The organism is Mycolicibacter kumamotonensis (assembly GCF_002086285.1).
Lineage (GTDB): Bacteria > Actinomycetota > Actinomycetes > Mycobacteriales > Mycobacteriaceae > Mycobacterium > Mycobacterium kumamotonense.
In genome coordinates this window covers 40511-60092 of record NZ_MVHU01000021.1, presented here as the reverse complement: position 1 = coordinate 60092, position 19582 = coordinate 40511, and the positions used below count along the sequence as shown (strand labels likewise).

Below are 19582 nucleotides of genomic sequence, written 5' to 3'. Positions count from 1 at the left end.
GTCAGGCCGCCGGTTCGTGGGTGAGCTCTTTGAACCAGCTCGGGATGGGTTTGAGCAGCCGCTTGGGGTAGAAACCGGAGAGCCACACCGCCGGGTTGGCCAGCAGGTGATATGGGCTGTTCGGGTTGGCCATCCAGCCCGAGTAGTACTTGACGACCTGGTAGGCCGGCACCCGCCGGGTGTGTTCGCCGCGTTCACCGAACTGGGTGAAACGCATCAGGGCGGCGTAGAGGCGCTGGGGATCCAGGCCCATGCCGATCACCTCGTTGCGGATCCGGTTGAGCAGCGGGATGGAGATCAGCGCGCCGATGATCAGCGACGGGGAGGCGACGGTGCCGACGAACTCGATCGCCAGCCTGCGCGCGTCGGCGTGGCCGATCATCTCCAACACCTCGAAATCAACCGCGATGTGCCGGGATTCATCGTTATTGATCTTCTCGAAGACCTGGTGGCAGACCGGGTCATCGACCTCGTCGAGCAGGAACTTCAGCAGGGCGCCGTCGAGGGCGACTTCCAGCATCGGAATCACCGTGCCCAGCACCGACAGCGGCAAGTCGTCGGAGTAGTCGTCGAGCCATTGCATGGCCAACCGGATGTTGACGTTGGGTTCGGGCATCTCGCCGTCATCGAGCATGCCCCAGCGCTTCATCAGCGCTAGTTCGGCGTTGGCGTGGCGCTGCTCCTCGGCGTGGAAATACCGGTAGATCTCGGCCAGTGTCGCGGTGGGGGCCTTGCGCGCCATGGCTGCGAAGCCGCGCGCGCCGATGTTCTCGATCCAGCACAGATCGGCCATGAATTTCTTGAGCTTGGGCGCCATCTCGGGGCGAATCAGCTCGGCTCCCGGTGCGTCCCAGTCGATGTCGGCCAGCGCCCACTGGCGGTCCTTGATCTTGGTGAGCATGACGTCCATGTCGAGAGCCATCTGCTTCTCCTTCAGTCGGCCTTTCCCGGCAGTGCCGCACTGGCGCGGAATGCCAGCCCGATGGTTCGGGTGAATGTCTCCGGAGCGAAACGTTTGATGTTCCAACCGATCTTGGCGTCCAGCTGCGGCATGCAGTACAGGCCGCCGCGGTCATGGGTGTCGAGACAGTCGCGGGCGACCCGGTCGGCGGTCAGCCCGGTCCAGCGCATCAACAGGCTCGCCGCCTCGCTGGACTGAGCGGTGATCCGGCCGGATTCGACGATGTTGGTCTTGACGAACGTCGGGCACAGCACGGTGACACCGATTCCGGTACCGGACAATTCGGCGGCCAAGGTCTCCGACAGTGACAGCACGCCGGCCTTGCTGACGTTGTATGCCGCCATATCCGGGGCAGCACCGAACGATGCGGCGGAAGCCACGTTGATGATGCCGCGGGGTTGGTCACCGGCGGCGTCACGCAATATCGGGGTGAAGACGTGGCAGCCGTGGATCGGGCCCCACAGGTTGATGCCCAGGGTCCAATTCCAGTCATCCAGCGCCATCTCACCGACCGGCTGCCCGCCGGCGCCGACGCCGGCGTTGTTGATCACCAGGGTCGGCGAGTGGCCGAACCAGGTCTGCGCGGCCTCGGCCAGCGCGGTGACGGCGTCGATCTGCGAGACGTCGCAGTGCACGGCGGTGGCGCGCCCGCCGGCGGCGGTGATGGCGTCGACGGTGCGCTGGGCGGCGTCAGGATCGATGTCGCTGCAGACCACGGCGCTGCCGCGGCGGGCGAGTTCGACGGCGAATGCGGCGCCGATACCGCTGCCGGCCCCGGTCACCACCGCGGAGGCGTCACGGCTGCGCTTCTGCGAGCGCCCGAAGATCATGTGACTCAGTCAACCATCAATGGTGACATTAGTCAATGGCAATGTTTTGGGGGCGATGCGAAGAGCCGGACCCGGGCAGTCGCCTGCCCGAGCCCGGCTCAATCCCGCGCGCGGGCGCGGGTGGTGCTGTGGTTGTGCTAGCCGAAGATTCCGTTCAGCCAGTCCAGGTCGAACAGGTCGGCACCGGCGAGCGCGTCACCCGGGTCGACGTCGACCGGGACGTCCACGTCGGCCGCCGGCAGGTTCAGGGTCAGCGCCTCGGCGATCATGCTGGGGAACTTCTCGAACAGGTAGGCCAGGGTGCCGTCCTCGGTGAGCAAACCGACGAACGGGGCGTGGGGATCTTCGGCGGTGGAACCGTCCGGGACGTCCCACGGGATGTAGCCGTTGAGCAACGCGTCGAACGGGTCCTGCGCGACGTGGTCACCGTGGTCGGTCAGGTTGTCCGCCAGGGCGAACTGAAAGCCGATCAACGGCTCCGTGAAGTACTTGGCGGCGCCCTTCCAGGTGTCGAAGTCGCCGAACACGTCCTGCACGTTCGCGAAGACCCGAGTCATGTCGGCTCCGATGCCGAACACCCCGGGCACGAATTCGCCGGTTCCCCGAACGGTGTGGTCGAAGAGCGGCTGGAAGATGTTCTGCATGTTGAACAACATGTCCCAGTTGAGCAGGTTGTAAGCGTTCGTGAAGTCGCCCTGCTGGATGTACTCGCTGATCAGCGGGAGGATCGTCTCCAGACCCTTGGCGGCCCCCATACCGGACCAGATGCCCTCGATGCCGGCCATCGACTGCTCGAAGCTGTTGCTGGCGACGCCCCCGTAGTAGGTCGCGAGCTCGCCGACGGCGTGACCGATCGGGTCCGGATTCGCCGCGAACAGCTCCTGCAGGTTCGCCCAGTTGTCAGCCGCGGTGTCCCAGGTGCCGGTGAGTTGCACCGCGGTCTGGTGGGCGTCCAGGGAGAGCACCGGCGCGATCGGGTTCACGGCGATCACACCGGCGCCGGCCAGGGCGATCCCGGCGGCCACTACGATGTTCGCCCGGGGGGTCGAACGAACGGCGGATGCGGGAACGCGATCGAGGGATCCGTCCGCATAGGCGAGCTTCATTGCTTCTCCTTATCGTGACCTCATCTGGTGTGAGGTTCCTGTGTATGTAAAGCGCGGGCCAACCTTAGACAGGTTTATTACGTGGAGGCAAGCCTTACCTAACTATGTGTCCACCATCACAAACTAGGGTAAGGCTAACCTTACTTCCGGGTGTCGTGTAGCGTCCCTCGACATGAGTTCTTCGTCGACCGACGCCATCAGCGCCGCGCTGCGTGAGATCCTCCGCGACGACCTGAATGTCGACCTCGACCGGGTGACACAGCAGGCCCGGCTGGTCGACGACGTGGGCCTGGACTCGGTGGCATTCGCGATCGGCATGGTCGCCATCGAGGATCGGCTCGGCGTGGCGTTGTCCGAGGAAGACCTGCTGAGCTGCGACACCGTCGGCGACCTCGAGGCCGCCATTCGAGCGAAAGTCCCTGCCGAGGCGTGAGCGTGCTGGCTGGCGCCCTTACCCGGGCGATGACCGCGTCGGACCACGACCTGGTCATTCTCGACCAGGCCACCGGAGCCTGGCACCGCCACCCGTGGGCGCAGGTGCACTCCCGCGCGCAGAGTGTGGCGGCCCGCGTCCTCGACGCCGGCGGGACCGGAGCGGTCGGCCTGGTCGGGGAGCCGACGGTGGCATTGGTCGCCGCGATTCAGGGCGCCTGGCTCGCCGGGCGTGCGGTGTCGATCCTGCCCGGTCCGGTGCGCGGCGCCGACCCTCAGCAGTGGGCGCACGCGACGCTGAACCGCTTCGGCGCTATCGGCGTCGACACCGTCTTCAGCCTCGGCGCCTCATTTCAGCTGCTCGCCGGTGCCGATACCGATGCCGGCGTCGCGGTGCACGACGCCACCTCCGCGGCCACCGAGCGTTCGGCCGCGTTCACCCCGGTAGCGGCCGCGCCGGATACGCCGGCCGTGCTGCAGGGGACGGCCGGATCGACCGGAACACCTCGTACCGCGCAACTGTCGCCGGCCGCGGTGCTGAACAATCTGCAAGGGCTGCTGGCCCACGTCGCTATCGACGTGTCCGCCGATGTCGGCTGTTCGTGGCTGCCGCTGTATCACGACATGGGGCTGACGTTCCTGCTCAGCGGCGCGCTGGCCGGGTCGCCGGTGTGGCTGGCACCCACCGCGGCATTCGCGACCTCGCCGTTTCGCTGGCTGACGTGGCTGCACGAGAGCGCCGCGACCCTGACCGCGGCACCGAACTTCGCCTTTCATGTGCTGGGCAAATACGCCCGTCGGATCCCCGACGTCGACCTGGGCCGGGTCCGGGTGGCGATCAACGGCGGTGAACCCGTCGACTGCGCGGCAATGCAGCGCTTCGCCGCCGAGCTGGCCAAGTTCGGTTTCGACCCGGCTGCGGTCACCCCGTCCTACGGTCTGGCGGAGGCCACCTGCGCGGTGACCGCGCCGCGTCCGGGCACCGGCTTGTTGTATGACGAAATCGCCGGTGCCGGAAACGATTCCGCGGTACGTCAGCACGCGATCCTGGGGGTGCCGATTCAGGGCATGCAGGTCCGTATCGCGGCGGCACCCGGCCACGACGCCGACCAGCCTGGTCGCGACGTCGGTGAGATCGAGATTCGCGGCACCTCGATGATGTCGGGTTACATCGGCGAACCGGCCCACGACCCGGACACCTGGTTCGCCACCGGTGACCTCGGCTATCTGACCGATGACGGGCTGGTGGTCTGCGGTCGCGCCAAGGAGATCATCTCGGTGGCCGGCCGCAACGTGTTCCCCACCGAGATCGAACGGGTCGCCGCCGAGATCCGCGGCGTCCGGGAGGGTGCGGTGGTCGCGGTCGGCACCGACGACGTTCGCCCGGCCCTGGTCGTCGTCGCCGAATTCCGGGGGCCCGACGAGGCGGGCGCCCGCAGCGACCTGATCGCCCGGGTCGCATCGCAATGTGGGGTGGTGCCCGCCAAGGTGGTGTTCTTGGCGCCCGGCTCGCTGCCGCGGACGTCGTCGGGCAAGCTCCGGCGGGTCCAGGTCAAACAGGACATGGAGGCGTTGAGGTGACTTCGGACTCCGGGGGGATCGACGCCTACCGGGCACTGCTCGACGAGGCCTTCGACGAGCAGGTCTCCGACTGGACCGCCGAAGCAGAAGCGACCGAACGCTTCCCGCGAGCCTTGATCGAACATCTGGGCCGCACCGGGGTGTTCGCGGGCAAATGGGACAACGGTCAGCATCCCGACGTCGCCAAACTGGTGGCGCTGGCGACGAAGCTGGGACAGCTGCGCTCGGCCGGAATCGGGGTCGGGGTGAGTCTGCACGATTCGGCGATCGCGATCCTGCGCCGCTTCGGGCGATCCGAGTACCTGCAGGGCATCTGCGAGCAGGCCATCGCCGGGCAGGCGGTGGTGTGCATCGGGGCCTCCGAGGAGTCGGGCGGTTCGGACCTACAGATCGTGGAGACCGAAGTTCGTTCCGCGCGCGACGGATTCGAGATCCGCGGTCGAAAGAAGTTCGTCTCGCTGTCGCCGATCGCCGACCACATCATCGTGGTCGCCCGCGGCGTCGACCATGACCCGAACAGCCGGCACGGCAACGTTCTGGTGATCGCGGTGCCGACCGAGCAGGTGCAGGTCGGCCAGCCCTACCGCAAGGTGGGCGCGGGGCCGCTGGACACCGCCGCGGTCGAGATCGACACCTGGGTGCCGGCGGACGCCCTGATCGCACGCCCTGGCACCGGCCTGGCTGCGATCTCCTGGGGGCTGGCCCACGAACGCATGTCGATCGCCGGGCAGGTCGCCTCGTCGTGCCAACTGGTGCTGGGGCTCACCCACGCCCGGATGATGCGCCGGCGGCAGTTCGGGGCCACCTTGTTCGAGCATCAGGCGCTGCGGATGAGGATCGCCGACCTGCAGGCCCGAGTCGATCTCCTGCGCCACGCGCTCAACGGCATCGCCGCCGAGGGGCGCCTGGATCTGCGCACCGCCGCGGCGATCAAGGTCACCGCGGCCCGGCTGGGCGAAGAAGTGTTCTCCGAGTGCATGCACATCTTCGGCGGCTCCGGATACCTGGTCGACGAGACTCCGATCGGGCGCTGGTGGCGCGACATGAAGCTGGCCCGGGTGGGCGGCGGCACCGACGAGGTGCTCTGGGAGCTGGTGGCGGCCGGGATGCGACCGGACTACGAGGGCTACGAGCGGTTGTTCGACAGCGGGTCGTCGTCGGGGTAGCGCAGCACCGCATACAGCGCCATCCGGCGATAACCCATGTCGTGTTCACCGAGGAAGGTGCTGCCCACGTACTCGGCGAGCCGACGCATCGCCGTGTTGCGGTACTCGGGTTCGAACATCATCCGCCGGCACTGCGGTTCGAGGTCGAACACGCTGGCCATGACGCGCGGCAGCAGAATCGCCGCGAACCCCCGATTGACCGCCGCGACGTCAGCGACGGCCCCGTGCATGCCCAGATCGTGCGGGTGGGCGGAGTAGTACTTGGCGATGGAATCCTTTGCGGCCCGGTATAACTCGATATAGCCATTGTCTTGTCCGTGCCGGCTGACGATGAGCGGCCTGGTGTAGGTGCCGGCGACCTGGGCGCTCAGATAGGCGTGCCAGCGCTCGGGTGGCCACGCAGACTCCCACGTCTGGGCCAGGTGCGGCCGGTTCATCCACTCGGAGACCATCTCCGCATCGGTGTCCGGGTCGGCAACCCTGATCGCATAAGGCTCGGCCAGCACCGGGATCGGCGGCGCCGGGACGCGGCGGACCTCGTCGGAAATGTCCTTCAGCTCGCGGTGCAGGATTGCGGCGTCAGTCATAACGAGCAGTGAGCTTACCCCGAGCAGCTACCCCCTTAAGTGAGGGTAGGGTAACCTAGGTCGAGCTTGGCGGCGCGAGCGCCGGGTCCCGCCCCGCGGGGTGGGCGACCGTTGGCGAAAGGACCTAGATGGCGCGCGGTTTGCAGGGCGCGATACTGCGGGGCTTCGGCGCCCGGGACCACATCGCAACGGTGCTCGAGACCAGCTGGATCGCCCCGCACTGCATCAGGGTCTGGATGCATTCACCGACCCTGTTCACCGACGCGACCGTCGAACCCAGTGCGTGGCTGCGGTTCTGGTTCCCGGACCCGGACGGCTCGAGCACCGAGTTCCAGCGTGCGTACACCATCGCCGAGGGGGATGCCGAAACCGGCCGCTTCGCGGTGGACATGGTGCTGCACGAACCGGACGGTCCCGGGAGCCGGTGGGCGCGCACCGTCGAGCCGGGGGCGCGCGTCGCGGCCGTGTCGATGATGGGTTCGTCCCGCTTCGAAGCGCCCGATCCCGACACGCACGTCGCCGGTTACCTGTTGATGGGGGACTCGGCATCGATTCCGGGGATCAACGGGATCATCGGAACCGTCCCGCCCGACATGCCGATCGAGCTCTACCTCGAACAGCACGACGACAGCGACCCGTTGATCCCGCTGCGGGAGCATCCCCGCCTGCGGGTGCACTGGGTGCCTCGCCGTGACGCGAACTCGTTGGCCGCTGCCATCGAATCGCGGGACTGGTCGGACTGGTATGCCTGGGCGACGCCGGAAGCCGCGACACTGAAGGCGTTGCGGGCGCGGCTGCGCGACGAGTTCGGCTTCCCCAAATCCGAGATCCACGCGCAGGCCTACTGGAACGCCGGGCGTGCCATGGGCACCCAGCGCGCCCCGGAAGCCGGCGAAACCGCCGCGTCGACCCCGCGGCCACCGCAGGAAAGTGCGACTACGGCGCCCGGTGAGCGCGTCAACGTCAAGGGGGAGTGGCGCGCCCAGGCCGCGGGCCGGCTGCTGGCCCCCCTGAAGGCGCCGCTGATCGCCTCCGGCGTTCTGCAGGCCGTGATCACGCTGCTGCAGCTGGCCCCGTTCGTACTGCTGGTGGAGCTGGCCCGGCTGCTGGTGTCCGGTGCCGACGAGTCGCGACTGTGGACGCTTGCCATCGCGGCGGTCTCGCTGCTCGGTCTGGGCACGCTGCTGGGGGCCGGGCTGACGCTGTGGCTGCACGTGGTCGACGCCCGTTTCGCCAGCGGGTTGCGCAGCCGGCTGCTGGGCAAGATGGCCCGACTGCCGCTGGGCTGGTTCACCGCCCGCGGATCCGGATCGATCAAGCAGCTCGTCGCCGACGACACCCTGTCCCTGCACTACCTGGTCACCCACGCCATCCCCGATGCCGTGGCCGCGGTGGTCGCACCGGTGGCGGTGCTGGTCTACCTGTTCGTGGTGGACTGGCGGGTGGCGCTGGTGTTGTTCGTGCCGGTGCTGATCTACCTGGTGCTGATGTCGGTGATGATGACCCAGTCCGGGCCCAAGATCAGCCAGGCGCAACGCTGGGCCGAACGGATGAACGGCGAGGCCGGCACCTACCTGGAGGGCCAGCCGGTGATCCGGGTGTTCGGCGGGGCCGCCGCCTCGACCTTCCGCCAGCGGTTGGACGACTACATCAATTTCCTGGTGGACTGGCAGCGCCCGTTCGTCGGCAAGAAGACGCTGATGGATCTGGTCACCCGCCCGTCGACATTCCTGTGGCTGATCGTGCTGACCGGCACCCCGCTGATCGTCGCCGGCCGGATGGACCCGGTGGACCTGTTGCCGTTCCTGTTGCTGGGCACCACCTTCGGCGCCCGGCTGTTGGGTATCGGGTTGGGCGTCGGCGGTATCCGCGGCGGCATGCTGGCGGCCCGGCGGCTGCAGATCGCGCTGGACGAGCCCGAACTCGAGGTGCGGGCGCCGGAATCGGCGTCGGCGCAGACCCAGCCCGGGACGGTGCGCTTCGAGTCCGTCAGTTTCGGCTACCGCCCTGGGGTGCCGGTGATCTCCGATGTGTCGTTGACGCTGCGGCCGGGCACGGTGACCGCGCTGGTCGGTCCGTCGGGATCGGGCAAGTCCACCCTGGCCGCGCTGCTGGCCCGCTTCCATGACGTTCAGCAGGGTTCGATAACCGTTGACGGGCAGGATATTCGCTCGTTGCCCCCCGACGAGCTCTATCGTCGGGTCGGCTTCGTGCTGCAGGAAACCCAGTTGGTGCACGGCAGCGTGCGTGACAACATCGCACTGGCCGTCCCGGACGCGACCGACGAGCAGGTACACAAAGCGGCGCGCGAAGCGCAGATCCACGAGCGCATCCTGCGACTGCCGGACGGTTATGACACCGTGCTGGGTGCGGCCGCGGCCCTCTCCGGCGGCGAGCGCCAACGGCTCACCATCGCCCGCGCCATCCTCGCCGACACGCCGGTGCTCATCCTCGACGAGGCCACCGCCTTCGCCGACCCCGAATCGGAATACCTGGTGCAGCAGGCGCTGAACCGTCTGACCAGGGACCGGACCGTGCTCGTCATCGCCCACCGCCTGCACACGGTCACCGGCGCCGATCAGATCGTGGTGCTCGATCACGGCGCCGTCGCCGAGCGGGGCACCCACGACGAATTGCTCGCCGCGGGGGGACGCTACCTCCAACTGTGGGAAACCGGGCGCCGGGCCGTGGCCGCCGGAGCGGAGGCGGCCCGGTGATCCGCACCCTGATCCAGCTCATCCCGCGCGACCGCCGCGGCCGGCTACTGGGCTACACCGCGCTGACGTTGTTGTCGGTCGCGGTGCGGGCGGCGGGCACCGTGCTGCTGGTCCCGCTGGTGGCCGCGCTGTTCTCCGCGGACCCGAGCCAGGCGCTGACCTGGCTGGGCTGGCTGACCGTGGCGACCGTGGCCGGCTGGTTGATCGACTTCGCCTGCGCGCGCATCGGTTTCGACCTCGGATTCGCCGTGCTCGACCACACCCAGCACGATGTCGCCGACCGGCTGCCGACAATTCGGCTGGACTGGTTCACCCCCGACAACACCGCCATCGCGCGGCAGTCGATCGCCGCCACCGGCCCCGAACTGGTCAGTCTGGTCGTCAACCTGCTGACCCCGCTGATCAGTGCCGTCCTGCTGCCACCGGCGATCGCGGTGGCGCTGCTCGGGGTGTCGTGGCAGCTGGGTCTGGCCGCCCTGGGCGGGGTGCCGCTGCTGATGGGGGCGCTGTGGGCGGCCAACCGGCTCAGCGCCCGCGCCGACGCCGCCGCCGGGGACGCCAACACCGCACTGACCGAGCGCATCATCGAATTCGCCCGCACCCAGCAGGCACTGCGCGCGGCACGGCGGGTCGAACCCGAACGCAGCACCGTCGGCGCGGCCCTGGCCGCCCAGCACGGTGCGGCCATGCGGCTGCTGCTCATGCAGATCCCCGGTCAGCTGTTGTTCAGCCTGGCCAGCCAGGGTGCGCTGATCCTGCTCGCCGGCGCCACGACCGCGCTGACCGTGACCGGCACCTTGAGCGTCCCCGAAGCCATCGCGCTGATCGTCGTGATCGCCCGCTACCTGGAACCCTTCACCACCATCAGCGAGCTGGCGCCGGCGGTGGAATCGACGCGGGCCAGCCTCGAGCGGATCCGGGCCGTGCTCACCGCACCGGCGCTGACGGTCGGGGACGACGCGCTGCCCGACCCTGCCGCGGCGCCCCGCATCGAGTTCGACAACGTCACCTTCGGCTACGCGGCGAGTGCACCGGTGCTCGACCGGGTCAGTTTCACCCTGGAGCCGGGCACCACGACCGCGATCGTCGGGCCGTCCGGCTCGGGCAAGAGCACTGTCTTGGCCCTGATCGCCGGTCTGCACGAACCGACCGGCGGGCGGGTTCTGCTCGACGGTGTCGACGCCACCGGGCTACCCGCCGCGGCGCGCCGCGCGGCGAGCAGCATGGTGTTCCAGCATCCCTACCTCTTGGACGGCACGATCCGCGACAACATCCGGGTCGGAGCCCCGGGCGCGGAGGAGGAGGCGTTCGTTCGGGCCATCGAGCTCGCCCGGGTCGACGAGCTGACCGGCCGGTTGCCCGACGGCGTCGACTCGGCGGTCGGGGAGGCCGGCGCGGCGCTGTCCGGCGGTGAGCGCCAACGGGTCAGCATCGCCCGCGCTCTGCTCAATCCGGCGCCGGTACTGCTGGTCGACGAGGCGACCAGCGCCTTGGACACCGAGAACGAGGCGGCGATCGTCGACGCGCTGACCGCCGAGCTGCGGCCGCGCACCCGGGTCATCGTCGCGCACCGGCTGGCCAGCATCGCACAGGCCGACCGGGTGCTCTTCCTCGACAACGGCCAGATCGTCGAAGACGGCACCATTGAGGAATTACGTTCCGCCGGTGGGCGTTTCGACGAGTTCTGGCGGCAGCAGAACGATGCCGCCGGCTGGCAGATCCACACCGGGTAGCGGCGGTCGCAAACGCAGCGGAGCCGGACGCAACGGCCCATCGCCATCGCGTCGGTTGTGCGATCATCACAGGTGTGAACGCCGACGATGACCCCGAGGCCCGGATTCGGGAATTGGAGCGCCCGCTGTCGGACTTCGCCAGGGCAGCGGAACTGACCGTGCCGTCCGCGGGCACCGAGGGGCACGCGCCACCGGCGCTCGCCATCAGACGAAGAATCGCCGTTGCGGCCGGCGCGCTGGCGGCGGTGTTCGCGGTCGGAACCGCCGCGGCGGTGTTCCTGATCGCCGGCGGCTCGACGAACACCACGCCGGGGCACCCGGCCATGCCCAGCGGCCCCAGCGGCGAGGCGCCGCAGCCGTCGGCCGCGCCGGTCGAGGCCCCGGAGCCGCCCGTCGCGGCGCCGCCGGCCGTCCCGGTGCCTAACAGCGCCGCCACCATCATCATTTCCGGGGCCGGGGAGAACAAGACGCTGGCCTGCGCCGGCCGCAACGTCTCCGTCAGCGGTGTCAGCAACACGGTGGAGCTCACCGGGCCGTGCGGCGACCTGACGGTGTCGGGAATCGGCAACGTCATCACCGTCGATTCGACGCCCAAGGTCGCGGCATCCGGCCTCAACAACCGGGTGACCTACCGCTCCGGGAATCCGGAGGTACAGACCGCCGGGTTCGACAACGTCGTCGAACGAGGTTAAGTCGCGTTTCCCACCTGCCGCACGATCGCCTTCTTGTCGATCTTGCCGACAGCGGTGGTGGGCAGTGCCGGTAGCGGCGCAAGCTGATCGACCCGGACATGGGTGGCCACCCCGCCTTGGGCGAGATGACTGTTCAGCTCTGCCAGCGTCAGCGGCGCACCGTTGAAAACGACGGCAGCGCAGACTTTTTCGCCCAGATATTGATCCGGCAGGCCGACCGCGGCAGCCGATCGGATCGCCGGATGGCTCAGCAGATGCGCCTCCAGCTCGTCGGCCGCGATGTTCTCGCCGCCGCGGACGATCACGTCCTTGATCCGCCCGGTCACCTCCAGGTAGCCGTTGGGCAGGCGGCGCACCCGGTCCCCGCTGCGATAAAAGCCCTCCGGGCTGAAGGATCGCTCGTTCGCCTCTGTCGCGTTGTAGTAGCCGTTGATCGTGTACGGCCCGCGCACCATCAGCTCACCCTCGGACGCCTCGGCGCCGTCCTCGTCCACCACCCGCACCTCGTCGCCGGCGCACAACGGCCGACCCTGGGTGGTGTCCAGCACCTCCGCGGAGTCGCCGGGCCGGGTGTAGCAGAGCAGGCCCTCGGCCATGCCGAACACCTGCTGCAGGCCCGGGGTCAGCACCTCCCGGATCCGGCGGGCGTCGGCTGCAGCCAGCTTGGCGCCGCCCACCTGCAGCAAGCGCAGCGTCGTCGGTTTCTGCGGTTCCCAGTCGCAGGCTTGGGCCCACAGCGTTGCCAACGCCGGAACCAGGGCGGTGACGGTCACCCGGTGGCGGGCGATGGTGGCGAATGCCGCCTCCGGGCTCGGGTCGGTGCCGAACACGGTGGTCGCACCCACCGAGATGGCGCCCAGCAATCCCGGGCAGGCCAGCGGAAAGTTGTGGGCGGCCGGCAACGCCACCAGGTAGACGTCGTCGGCGGTCAGCTCGCACAGCGCGGCGCTGGCGGTGGCGTTGTAGACGTAGTCGTTGTGGGTGCGGGGGATCAGCTTGGGCAGCCCGGTGGTGCCGCCGGAGACCAGCAGCACCGCCGGGGTGGCCGGATCCGGGGTGAATCGCGGTGCGGGGCGGTCGGTGGTCTCATCGATGATGAGCCGCCGCAGCCCCAATTCGGCGACCATCGCCGGATAGTCGAAACCCGCAGTGGCATCAGGGATCACGATTCCCACCGCGTCGCTGACCGCGGCCAGATGCCCGATCTCGGCGGCGCGGTGCCCGGGCAGGCACAGCACCGGGATGGCGCCCAGCCGCAGCAGCCCGAACAGCGTGATCGCGAACGGGCAGCCGTTGGGCAACTGCAGCAGAACTCGGTCACCGGGCGTGACCCCCAGCCGGTGCAGGCCCGCCGCTGCCTTCTCGGCCGCGATGTCCAGTTCGGCATACGACAGCGTCGAAGTGGGATCGATGACGGCGGCACGGTCCGGCCAGCGCGCGGCGGCATCGTCGACCAGCGACACCAGCGGCCGGCCCTGCCAGTAGCCGGCGGCGCGGTAGGCGGCGGCCCGCTCGGCCGGAAACGGTACGAACCCGTGCATGTGACTCCCTGGCTTGCCGACGGTGGACCGTAGCTAGAGTAGCTTCAACGAAATTAGGGCAGCCTTCACTAATGAAAGGTGGCGGGGTGGGGCCAGACGAAATTCGCGCGCAGGTCGCCGAGCTGCTCGGCGTCCCCGCCGGAACCGTCGACACCAACGCTGACCTGGTCGGACAGGGCCTGGACTCGATCCGGATGATGAGCCTGGCCGGCCAATGGCGACGCCGGGGGCTCGACGTCGACTTCGCGGCGCTCGCCGCCGAACCCACCGTCGCCGCCTGGACGGCACTGGTCTCAGGCGCGTCGTCGGCAGCATTGCCCTCGACGGGACCCGAGCCCGAGGACGACACCGCGCCGTTCCCGCTGGCGCCCATGCAGCACGCGATGTGGGTGGGCCGCGACGACGACGTGGCGCTCGGCGGGGTGGCCGGCCACCTGTACGTGGAATTTGATGGCCCCGGACTGGACCCGCAACGCCTGGCCGCCGCCGCCGATGCGCTGGCCGCCCGGCACCCGATGCTGCGGGTGGAATTCCTGCCCGACGGCACCCAGCGCATCCGGCCCGATGCCGGCCTACCCGTGGCGGTGCAGGACCTGCGGGCCCTGTCACCCGCCGAGGCTGCCGCACGCCTCGCTGCGACCCGGGACGCCAAGTCGCATCAACAACTCGACGGGGCGGTCTTCGAGCTCACCGTGTCGCTGCTGCCGGACGGCACCGCGCGGCTGCATGTCGATCTGGACATGCAGGCCGCCGACGCGATGAGCTACCGCACCCTGATGGCCGACCTGGCCGCCGCCTACCGGGGCGCGCACGTGCCGGAACTGGGTTACACCTATCGGCAGTACCGCCGCGCGGTGGCCGACCGGGCGCCCGACGAGAGCCACCGGCAGTGGTGGACGCAGCGCATCCCCGACCTGCCCGACCCGCCCAAGCTGCCGCCGCCGGCCGGTGCTGCCGCCGACCCGCGCCGCAGTACCCGGCGCTGGCACCGGCTGGACCCGGCCGCCCGCGACGCCTTGTTCGAACAGGCCCGCGCCCGCGGTGTCACCCCGGCGATGACGCTGGCCGCCTCGTTCTCGCACACCCTGGCCTGCTGGTCGGACGCACCGCGCTTCCTGCTCAATGTGCCGCTGTTCGGCCGGGAACCGCTGCACGACGACGTCGATCGGCTGGTCGGCGACTTCACCTCGTCGCTGCTGCTGGATGTGGATCTCAGTGGGGCACTGTCGGGCACCGCCCGCGCCCACGCCGTGCAGGACGCCATGCGCACCGCCGCCGCGCACGCCGACTACCCGGGGCTGGCGGTGCTGCGTGACCTGGGCCGCCACCGCGGCACCCAGGTGCTGGCGCCGGTGGTGTTCACCAGCGCCCTCGGGCTGGGGGAGTTGTTCGCCGCCCAGGTCACCGAGACCTTCGGTACCCCGGTCTGGATCATCTCCCAGGGTCCACAGGTGCTGCTCGACGCGCAGGTCACCGAGTTCGACGGTGGCGTGCTGGTGAACTGGGATGTGCGCGAGGAGATGTTCCCGCCCGGCGTCATCGACGCGATGTTCGCCCACCACATCGCCGACGTGACCCGGCTGGCCGGCGGTGAGGGCTGGGACGAGCCGGCCCCGGCCGCGCTGCCCGCCGAGCAAGCCCAGGTGCGCGCCGCGGTGAACGCCGGCAGCGCCGAATCCAGCGGGGAAGCCTTGCAGGACGGGTTCTTTCGGCACGCCGAGCTGGCGCCGGATTCGCCCGCGGTGCTGCACGGATCGGGCGAGCTGAGCTACGGCGCGCTGCGCGAGCAGACGTTGGCGGTGGCGTTTGCGCTGCGCGAGCGCGAGGTGCGCCCCGGTGACACCGTCGCGCTGCTGGGGCCCAAGGGCGTCGAGCAGATCCCGGCACTGCTGGGCATCCTGGCCGCCGGTGCGGTGTACCTGCCGATCGCCGCCGATCAGCCCCGCGAGCGGGTGGAGCGGATCCTGGATCTCGGCGGCGCATCGGTGGCGCTGGTGACCGGGGAATCGGTGCCGGCGTTGCCCATTCCGGCGTTGAGCGTCCGGGAGGCCGTCGCGCGCTGCGATGCCGCGGAACCGGTGGTCACCGATCCGTCCGCCTTGGCCTATGTGGTGTTCACCTCCGGATCCACCGGCGAACCCAAAGGCGTCGAACTCACGCACGACGCGGCGATGAACACCGTCGAAACCCTCAGCGCACGTTACGGATTCGGCCCGGACGATCGAAGTCTGGCGTTGCTCACCCTGGATGCGGACATGTCGGTGCTCGACGTCTTCGCCATGTTGCGCGCCGGGGGAGCGATCGTGATGGTCGACGAGGCGGACCGTCGCAGCCCCGAAGTGTGGGCGCGGCTGGTGGCTCGGTATCGGGTCAGCGTGCTCAACCTGATGCCGGGCGCGTTGGAGATGCTGGTCGCCGTCGGCGGCGAATTGTCCTCGGTGCGTGCGGTATTGACCGGCGGTGACTGGGTGCGCCCCGAGCTGGCGGTGCGCTTTGCCGCCGCCGCTCCCGGGGTTCGGTTCGCCGGATTGGGCGGGGCCACCGAAACCGCCATCCACGCCACCGTCTGCGAGGTCGACGGTGAACCGCCGGACGACTGGGCCTCGGTTCCCTATGGCACCCCGCTGCCCAACATCGCCTGCCGCGTCGTCGGCGCCGACGGGACCGACCGCCCGGACTGGGTGACCGGGGAGCTGTGGGTTTCCGGACGCGGCATCGCCTCGGGGTACCGGGGCCGGCCCGACCTGACCGCCGAGAAGTTCGTCGAGCACGACGGCCGAATCTGGTACCGCACCGGCGATCTGGCCCGCTACCGGCCCGGCGGCGTTCTGGAATTCGTCGGCCGTGCCGATCACCGTGTCAAGATCAGCGGGTACCGCATCGAACTCGGCGAGGTCGAAGCCGCGCTGCGCCGACTGCCCGGGGTGGCCGAGGCCGTGGTGGTGGCGCTGTGTGAATCCCAAGGGCGTGAGGTGCTGGCCGCCGCGGTGCGGGTTGATGATCCGGCGCTGACCGTGGCGGGGCTGCGGTCGGGGCTGGCCGAAGCACTGCCCGAGCACATGATCCCGCGGCGACTGCAGGTCGTTCCGGTGATTCCCTACACCGTGGCCGGAAAGATCGACCGGCGCGCGGTGACGGCCGAGCTGGCCGCGGGTTTCGCAGCCTCCGACGGCTACCGCGAGCCTGCTACGCCGTTACAGCGGGCGTTAGCCGCGATCATCGCCGAGGTGCTCGACGCGGATCGGGTAGGCGCCGACGATGATTTCTTCGCTCTCGGTGGGGATTCGGTGCTGGCCACCGCCGCGATATCGCGCATCCGCACCTGGCTGGACGCGCCCGCCGCGGTGGTCGCCGACATCTTCGCGACCCGCACCGTGGCCCGGCTGGCTTCTCGGCTGGTGGCCGCGGAGTCCGATCCGGGTCGCCTGGACGCCGTCGCCGAGGTCTATCTGGAAGTGGCGCAGCTGGATTCGGCGGAGGTGGCCGAGGCATTGTCCGAGATCGACTGATTCACTGTCTCGGCATCCTTGCGGACACCCTCCAGCAACTCGGGCGGAAGGCGTGGCGATATCGGATCGAACGATTTTGAGCGCAGACCTAGTGCGGGGCCCGTTAGCGGCCTAGTTAGTCGGTGGTGGTTGGGGTTGGAAGGGTTGGTACCACCACCATTGGGCACGTTCTCCGGTGGGTCCGGGGCAGGGTGCGACGGTGGGTGGCGGTTGTGTGGGTGGTCGGGCCAGGGATGCTGAGGTGAGGGGTCGGTTGGTGTGGTCGGTGATGGTGAGGTTGGCGGCATCGCCGGTGATGGTGATGATGCCGCGGTGGTGCAGGCGGTGGTGATACGGGCAGACCAGCACCAGGTTGACCAGTTCGGTAGGGCCGCCGTCTTCCCAGTGTCGGATGTGGTGGGCGTGCAGGCCTCGGGTGGCGCCGCAGCCGGGAACCACGCAGGTCCGGTCACGGTGTTCCAGCGCGCGGCGCAGTCGGCGGCTGATTGTGCGGGTGGTGCGCCCGGCACCGATGGGCTCACCGTTGCGCTCGAACCAGGCCTCAAAGGTGGCGTCGCACAATAGGTACTGACGTTCGGCGTCGGTCAGTAGCGGTCCCAGGTGCAGCTGCGCGGCCTTCTGCTCGATGTCGAGGTGCATCACCACCGTGGTGTGGTGGCCGTGGGGGCGGCGGGTGGCCTCGGTGTCCCAGCCGGTTTCGAGCAGGCGCATGAACGCATCGGCGGTATTGGGTAGTGGTGGCCGCTGCTGCGAGGCGCCATCGTCGTGGTCGCGCTTGTATTCGGCGATCAGTGCGTCGAGGTGGGTTTGGAGGGCGGCGTCGAATTTTGCCGCGTCGAGGGGGTTGAGTGTGATGCGCCAGTAGCTGCCGTGTTCATCGGTGGTTTTGGTGATCGAGCGTTGCGGTTCTGCTCGGGGGTCGGGGTCGGGGCGGGGTTCGAGTTTGATCGCGGTGCGTAGTTGGGTGACGGTGGCAACCCCGGCGAGTTGGGCGTAGTGCTGATCGGAGCCGTCGGCGGCGCGTTGGGCGATGACGCCGACCTGATCGAGGGACAAGCGGCCTTCGCGCAAGCCTTGAGTGCAGCGGGGGAATTCGTCGAGGCGGTGGGCCACAGTCGCGATGGTTGCGGCGTTGCTCGGTGACATACCGGTTTTCCAGGCCACCAGTGCGGGGATGGAGCGTACCCCGGTGGCGCCCCATAGTCGGTCGCGTTCGATCTCGGCGACGATCTCCACGATGCGTCCATCGATGGCATTGCGTTGCCCGGTCAGCTCCGACAATTCCTCGAACAACACGTCAAGGCGCTGGCAAGAGCTCAGCCGGGAGGCTGCAGGCACCGCGCTCAAGGACATGACCTCATCATCGCAGCGGGGTCCGACAACATCGGGTGGAAATTTCCCCGAGCCATTGGCGCGGGGACTCGATGCCCCGAAAGTGTCGGAAAAACGCCGTCCGATGTCGCGATCAGGGGTGGTGGAGCGCGGTCGCGGTGTGTCAGCATCGGTGATATGAAAGCGCGCCGATCGGTCGCATTACTCGGTGTTCCCGTGCTGACGGCCTTGGCGATGCTGCCCGCCGCGCCGGTCGTCGTCCCCGCCGCGTCCGCTGCCCCCTGCCCCGACGTGGAGGTGACCTTCGCCCGCGCCACCGCCGAGCCACCCGGTGTGGGCGGAGTCGGACAGAAGTTCATCGACGCCGTGCGTTCGCAGGCCGGCGGCAAGTCGGTCGGGGTGTATGCGGTCAACTACCCCGCCTCCGACGACTGGCCGTCGTCGGCGTCGGCCGGCGCCGGCGACGCGAACGCACACGTCCAATCCATGGTTGCGAACTGCCCCGACACCAAGCTGGTGCTCGGCGGCTACTCGCAAGGCGCGATGGTCATCGACCTGATCACCATCGCGCGGGCATCGGTGGCGGGCTTCAACGCCGCCACACTTTCGGAAGACGAGGCCGCACACGTGGCCGCGGTCGCTGTCTTCGGGAATCCGACCAGCAGATACCTGGGGGGACCGATCAGCGAGATCAGCCCCTGGTACGGCGCCAAGGCCATCGATCTGTGTGCCGACGGCGACCCGATCTGCACTCCGGGCGCCCTGGCGCTGCCTTCGCAGGAGGAGATGACCTCCGCGGCGCACCTGTCCTACGAGCAGTCGCCGATGCCCGCTCAGGCCGCGGCGTTCGTGGCGAGCCACCTCTGAAGCCGTATCACCCGACCACTTCCGACGCCCAGTACTCGCGCAGGCTCGCGATCCGATTCCCGTCGAACTCCAGGATCGCGACTTCGCGCATCCGCTTGCGCCGGCCCTGCACCCGGTCGTCGAAAGTGGCCTCCCACTCGGCGATCACCGTGGTGCCGTCGGTGGCGATATAGAGGTTGAGCAACCGGGCGTCGATATTGGCTTGTCCCTCAACCACCTTGGTCTGCCAGTAGTCGCGGATTCCGGCCCGGGTGCGAATCGGCTCTTCGAGGACCCGCTCGTGATAGGCCGCGTTCTCGGTGAAGATCGTGACGATGAGTTCGGGGTCCTGCCGCATCCAGGCCCGCAGGTAGGTATCGATCGTGGTGCGGACGTCCATCAGGGGAGTGTGACGCAGGGCGCGGCCTAGCCTTCGCCGAACGTGCAATCGGAGCGACAAACGGCGCTCGACACGGTTCCCGGCCGCCGACCGGCGAAGGACCGCCCGGATTTCCGGCCGGCCCGCGGTGGGGGTAACCTAACCCAGGA

The 19582-nt window shown here is 69.1% G+C and carries 14 protein-coding genes and 1 pseudogene; 8 read left to right on the top strand and 7 right to left on the bottom strand.

All coding sequences use genetic code 11. The features are described 5' to 3' along the window. Nucleotide 1: 1 nt before the first annotated feature. The 3 genes from BST28_RS14540 to BST28_RS14530 all read right to left on the bottom strand — a co-directional run bounded on the left by BST28_RS14540 (nucleotide 2) and on the right by BST28_RS14530 (nucleotide 2897). Complete coding sequence (locus tag BST28_RS14540; protein ID WP_019737692.1) at nucleotides 2-922, bottom strand: hypothetical protein; 921 nt, start codon at nucleotides 920-922, stop codon at nucleotides 2-4. Between the two features lie 11 nt (nucleotides 923-933). After that, a complete protein-coding gene (locus tag BST28_RS14535; protein ID WP_019737691.1) occupies nucleotides 934-1791 on the bottom strand; it encodes an SDR family NAD(P)-dependent oxidoreductase in 858 nt (285 codons plus the stop codon). Between the two features lie 137 nt (nucleotides 1792-1928). After that, nucleotides 1929-2897 (bottom strand): hypothetical protein, encoded by a 969-nt coding sequence (locus BST28_RS14530; RefSeq protein WP_065288334.1) that lies wholly within the window; start codon nucleotides 2895-2897, stop codon nucleotides 1929-1931. A gap of 166 nt (nucleotides 2898-3063) precedes the next feature. On the opposite strand from BST28_RS14530, the pseudogene BST28_RS14525 reads away from it, so the two are divergent. From BST28_RS14525 to mbtN, 3 genes and pseudogenes are all read left to right on the top strand, one after another. Next, a pseudogene (locus BST28_RS14525) lies at nucleotides 3064-3330 on the top strand (acyl carrier protein); the annotation flags it as partial. Next, complete coding sequence (gene mbtM, locus BST28_RS14520; RefSeq protein ID WP_083081602.1) at nucleotides 3327-4910, top strand: long-chain-fatty acid--ACP ligase MbtM; 1584 nt, start codon at nucleotides 3327-3329, stop codon at nucleotides 4908-4910. The pseudogene BST28_RS14525 and the gene mbtM, both read left to right, overlap by 4 nt. Next, a complete protein-coding gene (mbtN, locus tag BST28_RS14515; protein ID WP_019737687.1) occupies nucleotides 4907-6076 on the top strand; it encodes a mycobactin biosynthesis acyl-ACP dehydrogenase MbtN in 1170 nt (389 codons plus the stop codon). The genes mbtM and mbtN overlap by 4 nt, the downstream gene beginning before the upstream one ends. Here mbtN and BST28_RS14510 read toward each other — a convergent pair. Further along, entirely contained in the window at nucleotides 6037-6663 is a 627-nt protein-coding gene (locus BST28_RS14510; protein WP_019737686.1) for a GNAT family N-acetyltransferase, read from the bottom strand. The two genes, mbtN and BST28_RS14510, sit on opposite strands and share 40 nt — an antisense overlap. A gap of 128 nt (nucleotides 6664-6791) precedes the next feature. On the opposite strand from BST28_RS14510, the gene BST28_RS14505 reads away from it, so the two are divergent. The 3 genes from BST28_RS14505 to BST28_RS14495 all read left to right on the top strand — a co-directional run bounded on the left by BST28_RS14505 (nucleotide 6792) and on the right by BST28_RS14495 (nucleotide 11805). Next, nucleotides 6792-9380, top strand: coding sequence for an ABC transporter ATP-binding protein/permease (locus BST28_RS14505; RefSeq protein WP_019737685.1), 2589 nt, complete (start codon nucleotides 6792-6794; stop codon nucleotides 9378-9380). Beyond that, a complete protein-coding gene (locus tag BST28_RS14500; RefSeq protein WP_029249310.1) occupies nucleotides 9377-11113 on the top strand; it encodes an ABC transporter ATP-binding protein in 1737 nt (578 codons plus the stop codon). Before BST28_RS14505 ends, BST28_RS14500 begins: the two co-directional genes overlap by 4 nt. Before the next feature lie 74 nt (nucleotides 11114-11187). Then, nucleotides 11188-11805, top strand: coding sequence for a DUF3060 domain-containing protein (locus BST28_RS14495; protein WP_065288332.1), 618 nt, complete (start codon nucleotides 11188-11190; stop codon nucleotides 11803-11805). On the opposite strand, the gene BST28_RS14490 is transcribed toward BST28_RS14495, so the two are convergent. After that, nucleotides 11802-13346, bottom strand: a complete 1545-nt coding sequence (locus BST28_RS14490) for a (2,3-dihydroxybenzoyl)adenylate synthase (RefSeq protein WP_019735582.1) — start codon at nucleotides 13344-13346, stop codon at nucleotides 11802-11804. The two genes, BST28_RS14495 and BST28_RS14490, sit on opposite strands and share 4 nt — an antisense overlap. A 71-nt stretch (nucleotides 13347-13417) precedes the next feature. Here BST28_RS14490 and BST28_RS14485 point away from each other — a divergent pair, with 71 nt between their 5' ends. Then, nucleotides 13418-16855, top strand: coding sequence for a non-ribosomal peptide synthetase (locus BST28_RS14485; protein ID WP_065288331.1), 3438 nt, complete (start codon nucleotides 13418-13420; stop codon nucleotides 16853-16855). A gap of 111 nt (nucleotides 16856-16966) precedes the next feature. Here the strand turns inward: BST28_RS14485 and BST28_RS14480 are convergent, their stop codons facing one another. Next, complete coding sequence (locus tag BST28_RS14480; RefSeq protein WP_083081600.1) at nucleotides 16967-18208, bottom strand: HNH endonuclease signature motif containing protein; 1242 nt, start codon at nucleotides 18206-18208, stop codon at nucleotides 16967-16969. Between the two features lie 156 nt (nucleotides 18209-18364). Here BST28_RS14480 and BST28_RS14475 point away from each other — a divergent pair, with 156 nt between their 5' ends. Continuing rightward, the gene (locus BST28_RS14475; protein ID WP_083081598.1) at nucleotides 18365-19054 is read left to right on the top strand and encodes a cutinase family protein; all 690 of its coding nucleotides are present in this window, start codon (nucleotides 18365-18367) and stop codon (nucleotides 19052-19054) included. A gap of 7 nt (nucleotides 19055-19061) precedes the next feature. On the opposite strand, the gene BST28_RS14470 is transcribed toward BST28_RS14475, so the two are convergent. Next, nucleotides 19062-19433: a nuclear transport factor 2 family protein gene (locus tag BST28_RS14470; protein WP_083081596.1), complete on the bottom strand. Its 372-nt coding sequence runs from the start codon at nucleotides 19431-19433 to the stop codon at nucleotides 19062-19064. Nucleotides 19434-19582: the final 149 nt, after the last annotated feature.